Source organism: Pectobacterium colocasium, from assembly GCF_020181655.1.
In the GTDB taxonomy this organism is placed as follows: Bacteria; Pseudomonadota; Gammaproteobacteria; order Enterobacterales; family Enterobacteriaceae; genus Pectobacterium; species Pectobacterium colocasium.
Genome location: NZ_CP084032.1, coordinates 287,269 through 306,520, shown reverse-complemented (window position 1 = coordinate 306,520; position 19,252 = coordinate 287,269). Strand labels below are relative to the sequence as shown.

Below are 19,252 nucleotides of genomic sequence, written 5' to 3'. Positions count from 1 at the left end.
TAATGCCACCGGCAATCCCATATCCCATAGCCAACAGAGAGTTAACGCGATGTTGGCTTTACTCTATTATATGAATATATCAGCCGCATATCGTCCCTGCTCTTGTTCAAGCTTATCAGCCCAGAGAATAGCATCAGCCTCAGTACTCCCCGTTTCTTCGCAATAGATTCCCAGCAATGCAGCCCTCACTTCCGGAGCCATATGCAAACCATCACCGCAAACGAAAATAGATGCACCCTGGCAAAAGAGCGCTTTAAGCCGCTCCCTCTCAGCCCAGACCCGATGCTGGACATACTTGATATCACCGTCAGGTTTTCTGGAAAATGCAGTGAGCACCGTCACGATATTGTTTTTCTCCCAGTCGGCAAGCTCATCATGGTAAAGATAATCGACATCGGGATGATTAACTCCCAGGAATAGCAACGTCGGACCGACTTGGATCCCTGCCGCTTTTTGCTGTGCACGTTCCTGTAAAAAACCACGGAATGGCGCTACACCAGAACCCGCAGCGATCAAAATCAGCGGCGTGGCAGGGTCGTCTGGTAAATGGAAACCGGAAGGTCGCACCGCAACGGAAATACTGTCATTAGGAGATAATGTGGCAAGGTACGAGGATGCGACGCCACGATGGCGGCCTAAACCAGACAATGCGGGTGCATCAACTACCGCGATCGTTAGCGTCACATGATCGGGCTTCCACAAAGGTGATGATGAAATCGAGTATTGCCGTGTTTTCATCGGTGGCAACATTTTAAGATAGGTTGCAAAGTCAATTGGGCAAGACTGAAAACGGTACAGTAAATCCAGAACGCTAAACCGTTGCGCCAAAACTTCACTATCATAGTGTTCTGTCGCTAGCCTTTCGAGTTCAGCTTTTTCTGGCGGACAACGAGTTGCTGCGGCCATAACAGCAACATGTGCTCGTGTTGCTGGCTGAGACAGTTCAACATAGTTTCCCAGCAATTCAGCACAACTGATGGCTTGCCCAACGGGTAGCCCAGTTCCGCCGGGCGAACGGTTGATAACCAGCATCATATCTGAAGCCAGACCGAAACGTCGCAATACGCGGTTTACTTGCTCATCTGGATTTTGTGGCAATACCGCAAGGTAATCACCCGCTCTGTACGTCATCCCTTCCGGCAACCTGATTTCAATATGCCGTTTTGAACGCGCATACGGAGACGTCATATCGACAAGTTCGCGGTTTTCAGTCATCATGCCACGAACCATATCGCCCTGTTGCAGCACACTTTCACGCCCGACTTTGACAAATTCCAATTCAAGCGTATTCGCCTCGTCAGCAGATAATGCCTGTTTACCAAATGCCGTGGTCAATGTAGGCCAGAGGTTGCCATACCAGTCGTCGAAGCTACCGAAGAAGTCACCACCGGAATCGGCCTCGCCCCGCGCTTTGATACGTTGCGCTCCAGCCTTCTCAAGCGCAGCATCCACCCGTTTCGGGATCGCCTGATAAGTGCGCGCCCACTGTAAGTTGCCACAACCAAAAACGCAGAACTGCAACCCCGCAAGCGCTCCAGTCCCCAGATTCTCAACCCAGGGTACAAAACGGCGCGCATTATTTGGTGGTTGCCCTTCATAGGACGCCGTCACCACAACCAGTGCGCCAGTTTGCGGCAAATTCTCAGCATACTCGTCCAGTGACGCAAGTGTCGGTGCGAAACCGTATATCTTTGCATCTTCGGCGATACGAACAGCGAACATCTCTGAAGAACCGGTATTGCCTGCGTGAAGAACCAACAAAGGAGTCGCATCACTACCCACTAGTGTTGAACTCTCGGGAATGGGAGACGATGTGGTCGGGGCTCGGGGCACATTAACCGACACGCTGCGCGTCAGCGTAGTCGATGGTCGCCGAATCCGAGCTCGGATTTTCAGGTTCGCGGGTTTGACGGTTATCGTTTCTACCAGTTTGAGTTCATAGTTGGCATCAGCGAGTTCGAAGTCAAAGCGCTGTAGCAGCATTGCCAGAACCAGTTGCGCTTCCTGCATAGCAAAGGTTCTACCAATACAGGCTCGAGCACCTGTACCAAACGGTTTCCACGAGTTCGGTAAAATCGTACCCGCATTTTCCAGCGAAAAACGTTCCGGCCTAAATACTTCCGCATCTTCGCCCCATGCCGATTTGTCGCGGTGGAGCATAGGTTCAAACACGACAATAATATCCTGTGGTGTAAGCGGATATTTACCAGCAAGTAACGTATCCTTTATGGGTTTGAGAGCGAAAGCCCCTGCGGTCGGCCAAAGTCGCAAGCTTTCCATCAGCACTTGTTCCAAATAGCGCAATTGCGTGAGGTGCTCAATTCGGGGCGTCTCATCGCCCATAACCTCATCAACGATGGAGCGCGCTTTTCTCAATACATCTGGGTTGGTCAGTAACAAATACACCGTAAAAGACAACATACCGCTTGTGGTTTCATGCCCAGCAATCAGAAATGTCACCATCTGATAAGCGATGTTTTCATCGGAAAGTTTTTCCCCCGTCACCGGATCAACCCCGTTCAGCATACGGTGCAACAGGTCATCTTTTTCATTTCCCTTCGGATCTGCCTTCCGTTCAGAAACGACTTGTCGAGCAACCGAATGCATCAAATCAATATCAGTTCGATATTGATGATCTCTGGATATCAACAAAGTATTGAGAAATGCAGGACGTCTTGAGCGTGCGGCAGTTTCAAGTAGTGAAGCCACCATCGCATCAACAAACGGGTGCTGACCATCACGGTAAAAACTATTGAAACGGTAATCAAACCCGCATAGCGCAATAGTATCTAATGTCAGCCGAGTCATCTGATCGGCAACATCAATCGCCATATCAGGTCCGAAACGTTCCCAGCGCAGCAACATTTGTTCCGCGATGTCCAGCATCTTATCGAACATGCCACGAACGCCAATCGGGCCTAACGCAGGCATTAGAATACGGTGTGCTTTACCCCAGTTCGGTTCATGAGTATATGCGGTAAATAAGCCATCCCCGCCAATATTGCGCGACTCAATCAACTCACCATGAAGGCATTTCTCGAAACGACTCTCATCGCTCAGTTCATCTACAAGTTCTTGGGAAGAGGCAACGTAGAAAGTATCTTTAAGTATTTTCAGTTTAAAAAAAGGACCGTGTTTATTAACCAGCTTAGTTAAACTACCCTGACTATCATTAGGGTCAATATCGGTTAAATTACCAATAAACGGCTTAACGGGCGGCTGAGGGACAACGATTCTCTCGGACATAAAATTCCTCCATGAAAAAATAACACGTCAGCATCATGCTTAATGCGGTTCCGACAACCAATGCGATCGCGCAATTTGCGCTTCGGCGATAGCACCCAACGGCCGTTTTTCCTGATGTCATTACATGAAATAAGTCAGTTAAAATCTAAGACGACGTTGCTATTTGCACCGTAATAAATAAGAACAAATATCAAACGACTCAAAGTAAAAGTAGCAAGGGCATATAAAAAAGAGAATACTTTTACCAGTACGCAGCATTTATCGTCAAAAGCGGCATATCGGTATGCGCATTCTCAGTGAAACCACTGCGTTATCAGGCAAGAAAGAGAGCAATAGGAAGGTTAGCGCGGTACCCCCAGAGGAGTACCGCATAGAAGAGAACGACGAGTCGTTTACAACGGCAATGAGCGTGAATACTCTCTCTAATCAACGGTAATCACGCGCCCGCAATCTTCATGTCAGGCAGCAACACGGAACCACACTGGATATTGCTCCGGGTTTCGATATCGTTCCCCACCGTCACAATATTCCGCAGCATGTCTTTCAGGTTACCCGCGATCGTAATCTCACTGACTGGATACTGAATTTCACCGTTTTCAACCCAGAAGCCAGATGCGCCACGGGAATAATCTCCCGTCACACCACTCACGCCCTGCCCCATCAGTTCAGTCACCAGCAGGCCTTTGCCCATCTGTTTCAGCATGCCGTTGAAGTCCAGGCCCTGTCCGGCAATCCGCCAGTTATGAATCCCCCCCGCGTGACCGGTGCTCTTCATCCCCAGCTTGCGCGCGGAGTAGCTCGTCAGCAACCAGGTTTGCAGCACGCCTGCTTTCACAATTTCACGTGCCTGCGTCCGTACGCCTTCGCTGTCGAACGGCGTAGAAGCCAGCCCTTTAAGCAAGTGCGGCTGTTCCTCTATCGTCAGCCACTCTGGCAGAATCTGCTGACCGAGCTTATCCAGCAGGAAGGTCGATTTACGATAAACGCTACCGCCGCTGATTGCGCCAACCAGATGGCCAAACAGGCCGGTCGCCACTTCCGCAGAAAACATTACCGGTGCCTGCATGGTTGGTAGCTTGCGCGGTGACAGGCGGGATAACGTGCGGCGCGCGCACTCTGCACCCACCCACTCTGGGCTGCGCAAATCATCCAACGCACGGCCGACGGTATAGGCATAATCCCGTTCCATATCGCCATTCACTTCGGCAATCACGCAACTGGACATGGAATGACGGCTGGAGCAGTAGCTTTTCAGCAGGCCGTGACTATTGCCGAACACCTTGACGCCATAGTGACTATTAAAACTGCCGCCTTCGGTATTGGTGATACGTTTATCAGCCTGTAACGCCGCCTGCTCTGCGCGAGCCGCTAATTCAATGCCGCGATCCGCATCCAGCTCGGTCGGATGGAACAGATCGAGATCCGGTGCATCGAATGCCAGAAGATCCCGATCCGCCGGGCCAGCAAACGGATCGACAGAGGTATAGCGCGCAATATCCAGCGCAGCTTGTACGGTGCGCGCTATCGCATCCGGGCTGAGATCGGTAGACGATGCGCTGCCTTTACGCTGTTGATGATAAACTGTGATGCCCAGCGCACCATCGCTATTGAATTCAACATTTTCAACGTCACCATAACGGGTACTGACGCTAATGCCTGTCGTTTTTGTCACCGCGACTTCTGCCGCATCAGAACCGGCACGCGCCAGTTCCAGCGCCTGAGCCACCGCGAGCTCCAGCGCTTTACGCTGCTCTGCAACCTGAGTAGTTATCGTCATTGTTCTGCCATAATGAGTGGAAGAAAGCTCACCATCATCATCCCCGCAACGCGTACAAAAGGGGCGTATACTCTACCTACTTCGCGCAACCAACCCATCGGTCACGTGAGGTATGACGAGCATAAAATGGTGTAGCATAATGCTTTCTAGTCTAACAGGATCTACGGACAATTTCGCACAAAGCCCAAACCTGTTAGTATCAGCCTCTTTTTTTCTGGTGGGCACGCTGTTCACCATCCCGGAGCCGCTACGCGTAGCGTTACGAATTGCTCCTGGACACTTTTTAGGAGCCAACCATGAAGCAAAAGTACGAAGACTGGCTGAATGACGTCCCAGATAACCAAGAAGACGACGAAGATGATGAGATTATCTGGGTCAGTAAAAGCGAAATAAAGCGCGATGCCGAAGCGCTGAAAGATCTCGGCGCGGAACTGGTTGATCTGGGCAAAAATGCCCTGGAGAAGATCCCATTGGACGACGATCTGCGTGCAGCGGTAGAACTGGCACAGCGGATCAAGAAAGAAGGCCGTCGCCGTCAGCTACAGCTGATTGGTAAGATGTTGCGCGCCCGCGATCCTGAACCAATCCAAACGGCTCTGGATAAACTGAACAACCGTCATAATCAGCAGGTGGCACTGTTCCACAAACTGGAACAGCTGCGCGATCGTCTGATTGCCGAGGGTGACGATGTGGTTCCCGATATTCTGGCGCTGTATCCCCATGCAGACCGTCAGCAGTTGCGTTCTCTGGTGCGGAATGCGCAGAAAGAGAAAGCGGCGAACAAACCGCCGAAATCCGCCCGCCAGATCTTCCAGTATCTGCGTGAACTGGCTGAAACCACAGACTAATGTCAAAAGCGGGATGAGGAGTATATCTCACTCATCCCGTGCTTTATTACCCAATAATGGTAAAGTCAAAATGGTAGTTATGGACATCACGGAATATGAAAAACAGCAAGAAACGCTTGCCTTGCTGAAGCTGTTAGCTTTGGGGAGAAAAGCGTTTACAGAAGGCAAATATTCCGATGCAGAATCTTTTTTGGATGAAATGGACGACCGATAGCGATAAGAAAAATCAATAAACACCACTCATCACGTAGAGATCTTCCCGAATACCTCCCCTCAAAATCAGCGGCTCAGCGCATGCTGATAATCACGTAAGACCCCGGTCAATCGTCCTACTGGCGCAGTCACGCTCGGGGGAAGATGCTGTTCCGTCAGCATCTGCTGATAGCGTTCAAGCTCGTCTAACAGCTGCGTGAAATAGCGGCTACGCGTACTATCACGTCGAGCCAATATCACCTGCTCTGCCGTTGCGCGAATCTGACGATGAAAGGCCGACAGTGCCGCGTTTTGCGGAATATCCAGCGTTCTCAGACGCTGGTGCATGATGATCAGCCACAGTGCGAGGCGATACTTGGCAATATCGTCAGGAAAGCGATTCAACAGCAGGAACAACTGTTGGTACAACGCAGGCAGATGGTTTTCCTTGCGCCGCGCCGTGTTGGTCGTCAGCGCCGAAACCGCACCATACACAAAGCGGTTCAACAACGTTCTTCCCGTATGCGCCTTGGTGTTATCCCGGATCAGCAGGATCACCATCAGCGCCAGAAAACAGCCGATGATCTGGCCGATCGCGCTGTCCAGAAACTGGCTGATATGGAACGTCATCGGGTTATCCAGCACCAATATATTGATCGTACTGGCTAATGCACCCAGCGAACCGAGACGACGTTTTTGTACTTCAATCCCAAGAAAGAAGGCCATCGCCCCAAGACTCAGGCACAGTAGCAGCATACTTTGCTGCGTTGAGGGCATAATAAACATGAACATTATTGCCCCCAGCGGCAGCGCGTAGATCGTCCCGAACAGAAAATCCTTCGCCATCATCTGCGGATTCGGCAAACGCATGGCAAGCGATGTCACCACCGCAATCATCACCATACATACGCTGCCAGAGGTCCAGCCGGTGCTCAACCAGAACAAACAGCCCAGCGCAGTCGCCACGCCAGTACGTAAACCGTTGATCATGGCATGATGAGTTTCGGCTGATGGCGCTTTAATTTCCACCTCGCTGTTCAGCACGTCGGCTTCAATCGTCGTGATACGCCCGTTGGTCTGCACCCCTTTTGCCAACAGTAGATAGCGCGTCGCCGCCCCCACCCAGCTAACCAGCGTAGGCGGCACATCGCGGCTGTCAGCCGCAATCAGATGACGTAATGCTTTCACACGGCAATGCACATCGCGGAATGACTCAACGGGCTGAGCCAACACTAGTTTCAGGCTGCTTTTTACGGGAGTCGGAGCATCTTGCAACATCAGGTAGGTTTCACACGCCTGGGTAATCATCGTGAGGGATTGCGTATGCAGCGACGTTAAGCGGCGATTACTGTTCTGCCAGCGCGAGGATTCCAGCATCAGACTGCTATGCATGCCGTTTAGTGCGGTCGTTTTACGCACCAGCGCGTGCCATGCCGCATCGATGGCTTCTTTCTCCACGCCGTTCATGCTGAGTTGCAGTAAGCGATATTGATCCACCAACAGCTCACCAATGCTCCGGTCAACGTCCTGTTTGATCGAACGTGGCGAAAACAGTAAATCCGCCAGAATGGCACAGACGATGCCCAGTACAATCTCGCTACAGCGCTCCACGGCAAACTGCGGCGTCAGCAGCGGCGTGCCCTGCGTCGACACAATAATAATCAGCGCGGTGTAACCCGCCAGCCCGAACACATAGGCGTTTTCGACTTTAACCAGTGAGGAAACCCAAGTGCAAAGGCCTGCCCAAATACAGCACAGCATTAACATCACCACCGGTGCGCGAACAGTGGCAATAATGATGATAAGTGCACCGATACAGCCGATAAAGGTGCCAATAATACGCAGAATACCACGATGACGAATGGCACCGGAAAACGGCTCGCCGCCTGCGGCAAAAGCGGGGCCGGCAGCAACAATCGCCGCCGTCAGCACCGACCAGCGCGGGGTTTCCAACTGGAGATGAAACCCCAGAAACAGGGACAGTACAATCGCAAAACTTAGTTTGAAGGCAAAGCGCAAACGCGCAAACTTCGGTGTCGTAAAAAACACGGGGCCTGTCAACGACGGCGTTTTCATCATCGCCTCACTTAACCAAACTCACGCAGGCGATACAGTAGACGGATAAGCGGCGACGGCTTTTTGTCATTGTTGACCTGCTCACCGGTGATCACCACGGTTGCCGTCGTGCCAGCCGGATAGAGGCCGCCCATTTGACGATCGAGGCGAATTTTTACCGGCACACGCTGCGCCAGACGCACCCACTCCAGATTAGAATCCACATTCGCCAGGCCTTTATTGTTCGCGCTGCTGCTGCTGTTATTCACGCCCGCCGCCACGCTATCCACCGTGCCGTAAAATATCTTTTCACTGCCCAGCGGGGTGATTTCCGCGCGGTAGCCGCGGCGAACCCCTTCAAGCTTGGTTTCTTCCATGTACGCCAGCAGGTAGAACGAATCCTTCTTCACCAGCGCCACCGCCGTATTGCCGCGTTCGATGAACTCACCGCTCTGCACATGCAGGTTGGTCACCCAACCATCGGCAGGGGCGCGTACCACGGTGCGTTCCAGCTCCAACTGCGCCAGTGACAATACCGCCTGCGCTTTAGCAAGCTGGTGCGTGGCGGTTTCCAGCGCATTACTGGACTGATCGATATTTTCCTGCGACATCGCACTGATGCCCAGTCGCGCACGACGCCCTGATTCACGACGTTTTTCTGTTACCAGCGCCTGATAATAGGCGACATCGGCTTCCGCCTGCGCCACGGCCTGATGGTAGCGCGGCTGGTCGATGACAAACAGCACATCCCCTTTGTTCACCAGTTGATTGTCCGTGACGCGAACATCGCTCAACAACCCACTGACGTCCGGCGCAATGGCGACAACGTCCGCCGTAAATTTGGCATCGCGCGTCCAGGGTGATTCGGTATAAAACGCCCAGACACGGAAAATGGCGACAATCGCGCACAGCACAATCACCAGCGTAATAACCACGCGGCTCAGTTTTTTGATCAGCACGGCCTGCTGTCTAAACAAGGTTAAAAAGAACGCTTTCACAGACGCCTCACAGACCGTAACGGAAGAGTAAATAGAACAAACAGCAGAACAGCGCGCTGTTAAACAGCGCCGGATGCCAGACGAAGTCATAGATACCCGTCGGTTGCAGCAGGCGGTTCACGACAAAAAACAGAGTCAATGACACCAGCAGGACAAAAAATACGGGGGGAAATGACAACCCGAACAGCACCATAACCGGGAGTGAACTCATCCTCTTTTCCTTTTTTCTATTAGGTAGCGGTAGCGCGCAGGTTCGCTACCGGATGGTAAATGATGTCGTCTGATGCTGACGTTCAGCATAGACAAAAGCGCGTCATCCCGCAGGCTGTAGCCAGCGAATTAAATAGCGTTAAACTGATGAATAGCGATGCCAGCAGAGGCTGACTAGCGATGGGAAATCAGCGCACGATCTACATTGGGTAAATAAACACAACCATTGGTTAGCTCTGAGTGGTGAATAATCATGGACGACCACAGGGGCGATGTCTGTTCGCTTTCGCCTTCAGGCAACGCTGCCGCTTGAACGATGGCGGACAATGTTCCACTCAGCATCACCGGATAGGCTATATTATGGATGCTTATTATCACCTTATCTACATAGTGTGATCTAAATCACTTTTAAGCCAGAGTGAATAATGGAAAGACTAAAGAGTATGTCGGTGTTTGCCCGCGTGGTGGAATTTGGTTCTTTTACCGCGGCCGCCCGCCAGTTGCAGATGAGCGTATCCGCCGTCAGCCAAACCGTCACCAAGCTTGAAGATGAACTACAGATTAAGCTACTGAACCGCAGTACGCGCAGCATTGGACTGACGGAAGCGGGGAAAATTTACTATCACGGTTGTCGCCGCATGCTGCATGAGGCGCATGAGGTCCATGAGCAGCTCTACGCTTTCAACAATACGCCGATCGGCACACTGCGCATCGGCAGTTCTTCTACGATGGCGCAGAATGTGTTGTCCACCATGACTGCCGCGATGCTGAAGGAATATCCCGGCTTGTCCGTTAATCTGGTCACAGGAATTCCCGCTCCTGACCTGATTGCCGACGGGCTGGATATCGTTATCCGCGTCGGCGCGTTACAGGATTCCAGCCTTTTCTCGAAACGCTTAGGCTCGATGCCCATGGTCGTCTGTGCCGCCAAAAGCTATCTGGCACAGCACGGCACGCCGGATAAACCGGCAGATATGGTGAATTTTTCCTGGCTGGAATACAGCGTGCGTCCCGACAGCGAATTTGAGCTGATCGCCCCGGAAGGCATTTCAACCCGCGTCACGCCACAAGGACGCTTTGTCACCAACGATCCGCAAACGCTGGTGCGCTGGCTCAAGGCTGGCGCGGGTATCGCGTACGTGCCGCTCATGTGGATCGTGGATGAAATCAATCGCGGCGAAATTGAGATCTTATTTAACCGCTACCACTCCGATCCGCGCCCGGTCTATGCGCTCTACACCCGCAAAGACAACCTGCCGCTAAAAGTACAGGTCTGCATTAACTACATGACGGAATACTTCAAAAACGTCGCCCTGACGTATCAGGGCTACCGGCAGAATCATAGCGAGGAAAAAAAGTAGGATTTGCAAAGAGGAAAATGCGAGACACCTTCCTCTTTCATACAAAACACATCCCCATCCCACCATCCGTACGTTATATCTCTTTCCTTCGTTCAGGAAAGTAAAATCACATGGATAAAGTACGAATAAATTCGTACAATATAGGTGAAGGGATGGGTTTCAAGGATGCCAAAAAGCAGCTTATCGTCTGTTTGCAGTCGGGTACTGTGTTGCATGAAGCCAGAGGAAATATCAGTACAAAGAATTTGCTGGCAACCGGGCAAACATCAATAGCAGAACTCATTGATATTATTTATCAATCTTCGGGGACATCCTACTCTTCTTCACCCCATCATTTTGCAGCGCATATTGATGTTCATATCATCCGTTGCCGCCATCGGGGAATATCGTGGTATATCAGATGGTATTTTTCCGAGCCAAATTGTGTCTTTATTAGCGTCCACCATTGAGGCGATGACATGAAAATTTTCAAAGTCGGCGATACACAGTCCGCTCTCTGTAACACATGCCAGTCACCTGAAACTGCGACGTTTCAGCTTAGAGACGTCCCATTCAGCGATAACAGCGGCGTGGTGAGACAGGTTTTGGTTGGCGTTTGCAACCGCTGCGGGAATGTTGCCATCATTCCCCATCAATCTACGCCCATGATTAAGAAAGCGCTGGATGTACAGCGTAAGGCGCTAGAAAGCAGAGTCCCTGCGCACATGATAGATATCTTAAATCTGGCAAGCTGCGAATTAGGTGGGGAACCCGATTTTATTCCCACGCTGATGAAATACTATCTTCACACGCTGGCAGCCGATCGCGCAGCGGCACAAGATATCCCGCGTTTTCTGCAAAGTGATTTGGCAAAAGGCAAATCCGAGAAACGTCTTTCTCTTAAAGGAAGGCATGTCGCGACAGACATTGACGTACTAAAAACAACAACAAACATCTCCAGTACAACAGACCTATTAAAAGGCATTGTTCTCAAGATTAAGGAAGATGTCTTGGTACAGCGAGATGAAATACACATCAGGCAGCTCAAATCGATTATTGCAGCGGTTTCCTGACTTTTTACTCCATTACCTCTCAGCCCAATAAAAAAACCGCGCTAATAACGCGCGGTCTTAAAGGGAACTCAGGACTCAGAGCAAATTACGCGGTGCCGCCAACGGTCAGGCTTTCCAGCTTCAGCGTAGGCTGGCCAACGCCAACGGGCAGGCTTTGCCCTTCTTTACCGCACACCCCAACGCCTTTATCCAGCGCCAGATCGTTACCGACCATCGAGATCTGCTGCATTGCTTCAATACCGGAGCCAATCAACGTTGCACCTTTGACTGGCGTGGTGATACGACCTTTTTCGATCAGGTACGCTTCCGACGTCGAGAAGACGAACTTGCCAGAGGTGATATCAACCTGACCGCCGCCAAAGTTTGGCGCATACAGGCCGTATTCAACGCTGGAGATAATCTCTTCCGGCGTGGATTTCCCGGCCAGCATGTAGGTGTTCGTCATACGCGGCATCGGCAGGTGAGCATAAGACTCACGGCGACCGTTGCCTGTGGGTGCAACGCCCATCAGACGAGCGTTCAGCTTGTCCTGCATGTAGCCTTTCAGAATGCCGTTTTCGATCAGGACATTGTATTGCCCTGGCACGCCCTCATCGTCCATTGAGAGGGAGCCACGGCGTCCACTCAAGGTGCCATCATCGACCACCGTGCACAACTCTGATGCGACGAGTTTCCCCATCTGTCCGCTGAACACTGACGTACCGCGACGGTTAAAGTCGCCTTCCAAACCGTGGCCTACCGCTTCATGCAGGAGTACCCCCGGCCAGCCTGCGCCCAGCACTACAGGCATCGGCCCTGCGGGTGCGGCCACCGCCGACAGGTTTACCAGCGCCATACGCACGGCTTCTTTTGCCCAGGCGTCGACACGCGCTTCGCCGTCAGTCACTTCCCAAAAATAATCGTAACCACCACGCAGGCCGCCGCCGCTAGAACCACGCTCGCGTTTACCTTCAGATTCAACCAGCACGCTGATCGACAGGCGAACCAGCGGACGTACATCCGCCGCCAACGTGCCATCCGTCGCCGCCACCAGCACCAGTTCATACACGCCGGTCAGGCTGGCTGACACTTCCTGCACCCGCGCATCCGCAGCACGCGCGACCGTATCGGCACGCTGCAACAGCGCAATTTTGTCCTCACGCGTCAGGCTATCCAACGGATTCAACGTTGGATAAAGCGCATTATGCGATACCGCTCCCAACGTGTGCGCAGTCCCCGTGCCCTGTTCACGCACAATGCTGCGTGCAGCCTGCGCACTCTGGTGCAATGCATTCAGCGTGATCTGATCGGCATAAGCAAACCCGGTCTTTTCTCCGTCAATCGCACGGATACCCACGCCCTGATCGATATTGTAAGAACCGTCTTTAATGATACGGTCTTCCAGTACCCAGGATTCATGGTAGCTGGACTGGAAATAGAGATCGGCATAGTCCAGACGACGCTCATTAAGCGACCCCAGCACAGCAGCGAGATCGTCAAGATTCAATTTGTTAGCGGTGAGTAACTGCTCACTGACAAACGCAAGGCTCATAGTTTTTCACTCTTTATCAGATAATCGGTTGAGTACACTGCGCTGCCCTAACGGCATTATTCGCCTTTCTTTTTGTTCGGCTCACGCAGCACTTCCTGAATCTTTGGCTGATCGACGCTACCGGAAATCTGGTAACGAATCAGCGAAATCTTGTTCCATAGCGGTGCCAGCACTTTACTGGCAGCAAACACGGCAGCTCCCACAACCGGGTTGACGGCAAAGGCCGTCGCCACGCCCACCGTCGCGGAAATTTCTGGAGCAATCACCGCTTCCATGTTGACCTGGCGTTGAGCGAGGTCGAGATCGCCTTTCATTGCGATGTCCGCTTCAAGCCCGTCGATCAGCATATCATCAGTATGCAGCACGCCGTCTTTAATCCATGCGGTGCTGCGAATCGAATCGAAGTAAAATCCACGACCAAACGTATCACTAAAATCAAACCGCAGCTTACGCATCAACGCATCGAAGCTCAATAAACGCAGCAGTTGACCCGCCTGACCCGCACCGACTTCGGCAATTTCACCCTTACCAATACGCGTGTGCAATATTCCACTCAGGCTGGCAATATCCGGCGCCCAAGGTGTTCCACGCCAGTATAAATCGTAATCCACATCGAAAGTGCCAGCCTTGAGCGGTGAATCCACGCCGAACCAGCTCGCGTTCTGCTCCAGACTGTCTCCCGTCAGGCGGCCTTTTAGCGCGGTCCGCACACCTTCCGTATTTTCCTGCCAGGAACCGTTTACCGTCAGGCGGGCTTTACCCGTATCAATAATGCCGTCCGTCAGCGTTAGTTTTTCCTTTTCTGGCAGCAGCGTTCCCTGAATACTTCCCATATTCTGCCCGATAATCCAGCACTGGCGGCAGTTAACCGCCAGCGACGGCCAGTCTTCAAAACTAATGCTCGGGTCGTTCAGCGGCGATTTTTTCTCTGCTAACGCCACCGGGTTGGTCGCTTCATTCCCTTTCCACTGAGGATTGTAGTAGAGATAATTGATATCGCTGCGCCACATGCCACGATTCGGTATCTCAACCATTCCGTCAATTTCACGCCCTTTTGCCTGCACTTCACTGCCACCAAGCGTATTTTTGCGTGTGATTTCCAGATCGTGCCACTGCTGCCCTAGCAGTTGTAATTCAGACGTCCGCAACGTCACCGCTTCTGGAAAACGAAGGGAACTGTGTGCCTTTCTTCCTTCCGCTGATGTCGAGGCACGCAGCGATGGCAGGAGCCCCAACCAACTTTCTGCATCCAGCGGCGGAAGATCGAGCACCAGCGAGGAGTCTTCTGGTAGTGCAGGCGCTGCCGTTGCCCCGTTCTGCCAGCTTGCCCGCGCCAGCGTCACGATGTCGCCTTTCAGCAACCATTGGCTATTGAAGTGGTTATCTTTGCCCAGCCGTCCCTGCATCGTGAAGCCATTCAGGTCACCGCTGGCTTTCACCTCCAGCGGCAGGCTCTCGCCAGCAGGTTTACTTAGCGGATTAGGTAAGTGACTACTTACTTTGCTTAAATCGGCCTGTACATCAACATCGTAGGTTGTTTTACCAGAATGTGGCAGGTTGACGACCACCGTACTCTTCCAGCCTGCCGAACCGGACACGTCTTTGCTTGCCGATGCGGGTAAACCGGGCAAGCGCGCAGGCTGCCAGTCGCCCTGTAAGCCAACATTCACCAGAAAAGCCTTAGCCTGCTCTTCCGTCGTGAAATTGACCGTCATCGGCTGATTCATCCAGTTCGCCTGGAGCGTGTCACTACGTAAATTGCCGTTTTCATAGCGAAATTTACCCGTGAGATTCTTAATCGTGGTATCCAGCGGCTTGATATAGAGGCTGTTATTGTTCAGCGCGATGTCGCCACTGGCGCGAACATCGTCACCAGCAAGCGGAATATCCAGATGCAGCGTGCCTTTCACCGGCCCGCCAATTTTCAGTTCATCCAGCGCCGTACCCAACGACGATTTCAGCGGCGTCTGATTAAAATAGTTCCCCACTTCGAGCCCCGGACCTTCCAGCTCGCCATCAATGAGCAACATCTCTTTTTCATAATCGGGAATGACCGCGCTAATATTCTTGCCTTCCACCTTGCCCAGCCAGGTTTGCGGCGCAAACATCCACAGGCCGTTGTTGGCAAAATCCAGATTGATATCCAGCGGCGTCAGCGCAGGCCAGCCCGGCTCAAACTCGAAGGTGGCCTCTTTCACTGGCACCCAGACTTCAAACTGGCCTTCGTTGTGCGTATAGGGGAAATGCTGCGGATTACCGGCAAAAATCAGCGTCGCATTGTCAACACGGCCGCCCTTCAGCGCACCGCTCAGATAGTCCACCAGCTCGGTGCCCATAAACTGTTCAGGATAATAGCGCCAGGCGTCCGCCGCGTCGGTCAGTCGAATGCCCGCCAGAATATCCAGCTTCGGTTCCTGTTTAGCAGGCTGCTCGTAACGGAAATCGCCATTAGCCCATAGCGATTTCGCCTGTACGTCCAGCCCGTGGCTCCAGAGTGCCAGACCCTGTGCGTCATTACGCCAGTCAATCGTACCGCTGGCCTGCTTGATTTCCAGCGGCGCGCGGAACATATCGACATAGGGCAGCGTGCTCTGATCTAACGCGACGCTAACCTGACCACGTTCGGCGCTACCGCGGGCAGAGCCAGAGAAATGATTAACACCCGGCAGCAATTTCCACTGCTGCCAGCTCACATCCTGCCAATTGGCCTGAAAGCGGCTTCTCTCCGGCTGTTGCAGAGGAATATCGACCGCAACGGTATTCAATGTGCCCGTCGGTTGCAGTTCTGCCCAACGTTCTTTCAAGGCTGGCGTAGTCCCGGATAACAGCGGAAGCAGCGTGCTTACCCGTTCCAGCGCCAGATTACTGGCGCGAACGCGCAGTTCTTCCTGTCGATCGGGCCCTAACATGTGTTCATTTTTTGGCAGCCAGAGGGCAGAGAGCCGACCTTTTGGCCAGGCGACGCCATCCGTTGCCAGATTCAATTCAGGCACATCCACCTGCCAGCCATTTTCCTGACGGCTGACATGCAGTGTCATGTCATCGACATTCAGGCGATGTGCATCGCGGCCTTCACCCCAGTTGGCCGTCCCCTGATTAAGGAACACGTCACCGCTGTGGATATCACCTTCACGAACATTCAGCCAGGCCGCCAAACTAAAGTCGGCACTTTCCAACCCGGTCGTATTTTTCATCCAGCGGCTGAGCCAAGGCTTCATATCAATATTGTCAGCTTGCAGATAGAACGTACCGTTACTGAGCAGCCCCTGCTCATCGTGCAAGTCCATGCGCATCTGTACCACGCCGTGCTGACCATTAAAGCTCGACAGGCTGATCAAACCTTCCGCACGATGGCGTTTGTCGGAATTCAGCCAGGTCAGTTGCGGAATACTCAGCTCCGCGCGGGAACCGGAAGGCGTCAGGAAGGTAATGTGGCTATCACGCAGATCAAAGTGGTCAAACTGACGCAGGAAAAGATCGCTGACCTTTCCTGACTCCATCAATTTGCTATCCTGCTGCTGCCCGGTGAATTGGCTATTGAGATCAAGCTTTAGCTGGTGAAATGTGAGATCGCGGAACTGCCAGCGCCCATGCAGCAGCGACTGCCACACATCCAATGCCAGCGTAATGCGGTCAACCTGCCAGTTCGATTCCGGCAGGGAGGTACGAAATTTTTCAATTTCCAGCGTGGGGCCAAAGGACTCCCAGCGCCCCGTCATCGAACCGATTTCTAACGGAACACCGGCCGCAGACTGCGCCCAGGCCACCAGCTGTGGCCGGAAGTGATCGAGCTGTGGCAGTACCAGTCTTAAGCCGCTGACTAACAGCGCAACCATCACGACAAGAGTGGCACCCGTGATGACGAGTATTCCGGGCAGTCGCCTCACTAATCTCTCCTTCTTTCGTCGCCGACGACGAGCGCACGAATTTACATCATTACGACGTCAAACTGCTCCTGGCTATACAGGGGTTCGATTTGTACTTTGACCTGTTTGCCGACGAAAATTTCAACCTCAGCTAACGCGTGCGATTCTTCGCTTCTCAGCGCTTCCCCGACAGCCGGTGAGGCATAAACCAGAAAACGATCGGTGTCATACGCGTGGTGGACACGCACGATTTCACGCATGATTTCATAGCAGACGCTTTCTACCGTCTTCACGGTACCGCGACCGTGGCAAGTCGGGCATTCATGGCAAAGCACGTGTTCAATACTCTCACGCGTGCGTTTACGCGTCATCTCTACTAATCCTAGTTGAGAGAAACCATTAATACTGGTTTTGACCCGATCTTTACTGAGCGCCTGCTCCAGTGAATGCAGCACCCGCCGACGGTGATCTTCGTTATTCATATCGATGAAGTCGATAATGATAATGCCGCCGAGGTTACGCAGACGCAGCTGCCGCGCAATCGCCTGCGTGGCCTCCGTGTTGGTATTGAAAATGGTCTCATCCAGATTACGGTGGCCGACAAACGCCCCCGTATTGATGTCGATGGTCGTCATGGCTTCAGTCTGATCGATGATCAAATAGCCGCCGGATTTCAGTTCAACCTTTCTGTCCAGCGAACGCTGGATCTCATTTTCCACATCAAACAGATCAAAAATTGGCTGTTTACCCGCATAGTGTTCGAGTTTACGGGTCATTTCCGGGATATATTCGGAGGTAAATTCCAGCAGCGCTTCATAGGTCAGCCGGGAGTCAATCCGAATGCGATCCAACGCCGCACCAGCAAAATCACGCAAAATACGCTGAGCGAGCGCCACTTCACCGTAGAGCTTGCATTTGGTCTGGTTGCGTTTTTTGCGTTGCATCACCTTGCCCCACAGGCGCTTCAAAAACGCCGCATCCTGCGAAAGCTCTTCTTCACCGATCCCTTCTGCTGCGGTACGAATGATGAAACCACCGTCATCGTCACAATACTCGGCGACCGTTTTCTTTAAGCGCTCGCGTTCCGCTTCGCTCTCAATCCGCTGTGACACGCCAACGTGCGATGCGCCGGGCATAAACACCAGATAACGTGACGGCAACGTGATATCGGTCGTCAGACGCGCACCTTTGGTTCCGAGTGGATCTTTGACCACCTGAACCATAAGATCCTGTCCTTGACGCACCAGCTCGGCGATATCACGGACGTGAAAATTCTTTTGTTCGTCACCGGCAACACATTCGGTGTGCGGCATAATATCGGACGCATGCAGGAAGGCCGCTTTATCCAGACCGATATCCACGAACGCCGCCTGCATACCTGGCAGAACACGGCTCACGCGGCCTTTATAAATGTTGCCGACGATGCCGCGCTTCGCATCACGCTCAATGTGGATCTCCTGCAGAATACCGCCGTCGATATAGGCAACGCGCGTTTCTGAAGGTGTAACGTTTACCAGTAACTCAGCAGTCATGTTTTCCTCTTGCACTCCGCAATGCAGCAAAATTACTGAATAGCTCCTGGGTTTCTACCAGCGGCAATCCAACCACCGCGTAATAGCTCCCGTTAAGCGACCGGACAAAGCATCCACCCTTGCCCTGAATACCATAAGCCCCGGCTTTATCCATCGGCTCGCCGCTGGCGATATACCGTTCGATATCCTGCTGCGAGAGCGGACGGAAGACGACATCGGTGATCACCAGACAGCTCAATATGTCGTCTTTGTCGGCCAGCGCGACGGCCGTCATCACCTGATGCGGTTTCCCGGACAGCTGACTCAGCATCTCAGCCGCATGGGCTGCATCCCGCGGTTTTTCCAATACCTGACCGTTCAGCACCACAATAGTGTCCGCACCCAGAACCGGTAAATCGAGCGGTGCGACCGCGACACCCGCAGTCGCTTTTTCATGCGCCAGACGCCGGACATAGATTTCCGCCGCTTCCTCCGGTAACCGCTGCTCTTCCACCGCGACGTTCAGTACAGCAAAAGGAATATCGAGCTGCGTGAGCAGTTCACGACGGCGGGGAGAAGCGGAAGCCAGGTAAAGCTGGGTCATG

The 19,252-nt window shown here is 52.7% G+C and carries 14 protein-coding genes; 5 read left to right on the top strand and 9 right to left on the bottom strand.

Translation table 11 applies throughout. The annotated features are described in order from the left end of the window. Positions 1-66 precede the first annotated feature (66 nt). Both LCF41_RS01375 and pmbA read right to left on the bottom strand, forming a co-directional pair. A complete protein-coding gene (locus LCF41_RS01375; protein ID WP_225086569.1) occupies positions 67-3,246 on the bottom strand; it encodes a bifunctional cytochrome P450/NADPH--P450 reductase in 3,180 nt (1,059 codons plus the stop codon). Positions 3,247-3,682: 436 nt separating this feature from the next. After that, the gene (pmbA, locus tag LCF41_RS01370) at positions 3,683-5,023 is read right to left on the bottom strand and encodes a metalloprotease PmbA (RefSeq protein WP_225086568.1); all 1,341 of its coding nucleotides are present in this window, start codon (positions 5,021-5,023) and stop codon (positions 3,683-3,685) included. 296 nt (positions 5,024-5,319) lie between these two features. On the opposite strand from pmbA, the gene yjgA reads away from it, so the two are divergent. Together yjgA and LCF41_RS01360 are read left to right on the top strand one after the other, a co-directional pair. Then, positions 5,320-5,871 carry a ribosome biogenesis factor YjgA gene (gene yjgA, locus LCF41_RS01365; protein ID WP_225086567.1) on the top strand — a complete coding sequence of 184 codons (552 nt, stop codon included), beginning with the start codon at positions 5,320-5,322 and terminating at the stop codon, positions 5,869-5,871. Then, a complete protein-coding gene (locus LCF41_RS01360) occupies positions 5,846-6,085 on the top strand; it encodes a hypothetical protein (RefSeq protein ID WP_225088256.1) in 240 nt (79 codons plus the stop codon). The genes yjgA and LCF41_RS01360 overlap by 26 nt, the downstream gene beginning before the upstream one ends. Positions 6,086-6,150: 65 nt before the next feature. On the opposite strand, the gene aaeB is transcribed toward LCF41_RS01360, so the two are convergent. The 3 genes from aaeB to aaeX are packed head-to-tail and all read right to left on the bottom strand — an operon-like array spanning position 6,151 to position 9,327. After that, positions 6,151-8,139: a p-hydroxybenzoic acid efflux pump subunit AaeB gene (gene aaeB, locus LCF41_RS01355; protein ID WP_225088073.1), complete on the bottom strand. Its 1,989-nt coding sequence runs from the start codon at positions 8,137-8,139 to the stop codon at positions 6,151-6,153. Positions 8,140-8,150: 11 nt separating this feature from the next. Next, a complete protein-coding gene (gene aaeA / locus LCF41_RS01350) occupies positions 8,151-9,116 on the bottom strand; it encodes a p-hydroxybenzoic acid efflux pump subunit AaeA (protein ID WP_225086566.1) in 966 nt (321 codons plus the stop codon). Positions 9,117-9,123: 7 nt separating this feature from the next. Further along, entirely contained in the window at positions 9,124-9,327 is a 204-nt protein-coding gene (gene aaeX, locus LCF41_RS01345; RefSeq protein ID WP_005975424.1) for a p-hydroxybenzoic acid efflux pump operon protein AaeX, read from the bottom strand. Positions 9,328-9,751: 424 nt separating this feature from the next. Here aaeX and aaeR point away from each other — a divergent pair, with 424 nt between their 5' ends. From aaeR to LCF41_RS01330, 3 genes are all read left to right on the top strand, one after another. Then, positions 9,752-10,687 (top strand): HTH-type transcriptional activator AaeR, encoded by a 936-nt coding sequence (gene aaeR, locus LCF41_RS01340; protein WP_039493083.1) that lies wholly within the window; start codon positions 9,752-9,754, stop codon positions 10,685-10,687. A 110-nt stretch (positions 10,688-10,797) separates the two neighbouring features. Beyond that, positions 10,798-11,136, top strand: a complete 339-nt coding sequence (locus tag LCF41_RS01335) for a hypothetical protein (protein ID WP_225086565.1) — start codon at positions 10,798-10,800, stop codon at positions 11,134-11,136. Between the two features lie 9 nt (positions 11,137-11,145). Then, entirely contained in the window at positions 11,146-11,739 is a 594-nt protein-coding gene (locus LCF41_RS01330) for a hypothetical protein (protein ID WP_225086564.1), read from the top strand. 85 nt (positions 11,740-11,824) lie between these two features. On the opposite strand, the gene tldD is transcribed toward LCF41_RS01330, so the two are convergent. The 4 genes from tldD to LCF41_RS01310 are packed head-to-tail and all read right to left on the bottom strand — an operon-like array spanning position 11,825 to position 19,251. Beyond that, complete coding sequence (gene tldD, locus LCF41_RS01325) at positions 11,825-13,270, bottom strand: metalloprotease TldD (RefSeq protein WP_225086563.1); 1,446 nt, start codon at positions 13,268-13,270, stop codon at positions 11,825-11,827. Between the two features lie 56 nt (positions 13,271-13,326). Continuing rightward, positions 13,327-17,157, bottom strand: a complete 3,831-nt coding sequence (gene yhdP, locus LCF41_RS01320; RefSeq protein WP_225086562.1) for an AsmA2 domain-containing protein YhdP — start codon at positions 17,155-17,157, stop codon at positions 13,327-13,329. A gap of 41 nt (positions 17,158-17,198) precedes the next feature. Further along, positions 17,199-18,668, bottom strand: coding sequence for a ribonuclease G (rng, locus tag LCF41_RS01315; protein WP_225086561.1), 1,470 nt, complete (start codon positions 18,666-18,668; stop codon positions 17,199-17,201). After that, entirely contained in the window at positions 18,658-19,251 is a 594-nt protein-coding gene (locus LCF41_RS01310) for a Maf family protein (RefSeq protein WP_225086560.1), read from the bottom strand. Before LCF41_RS01310 ends, rng begins: the two co-directional genes overlap by 11 nt. Between the last annotated feature and the right edge of the window lies 1 nt (position 19,252).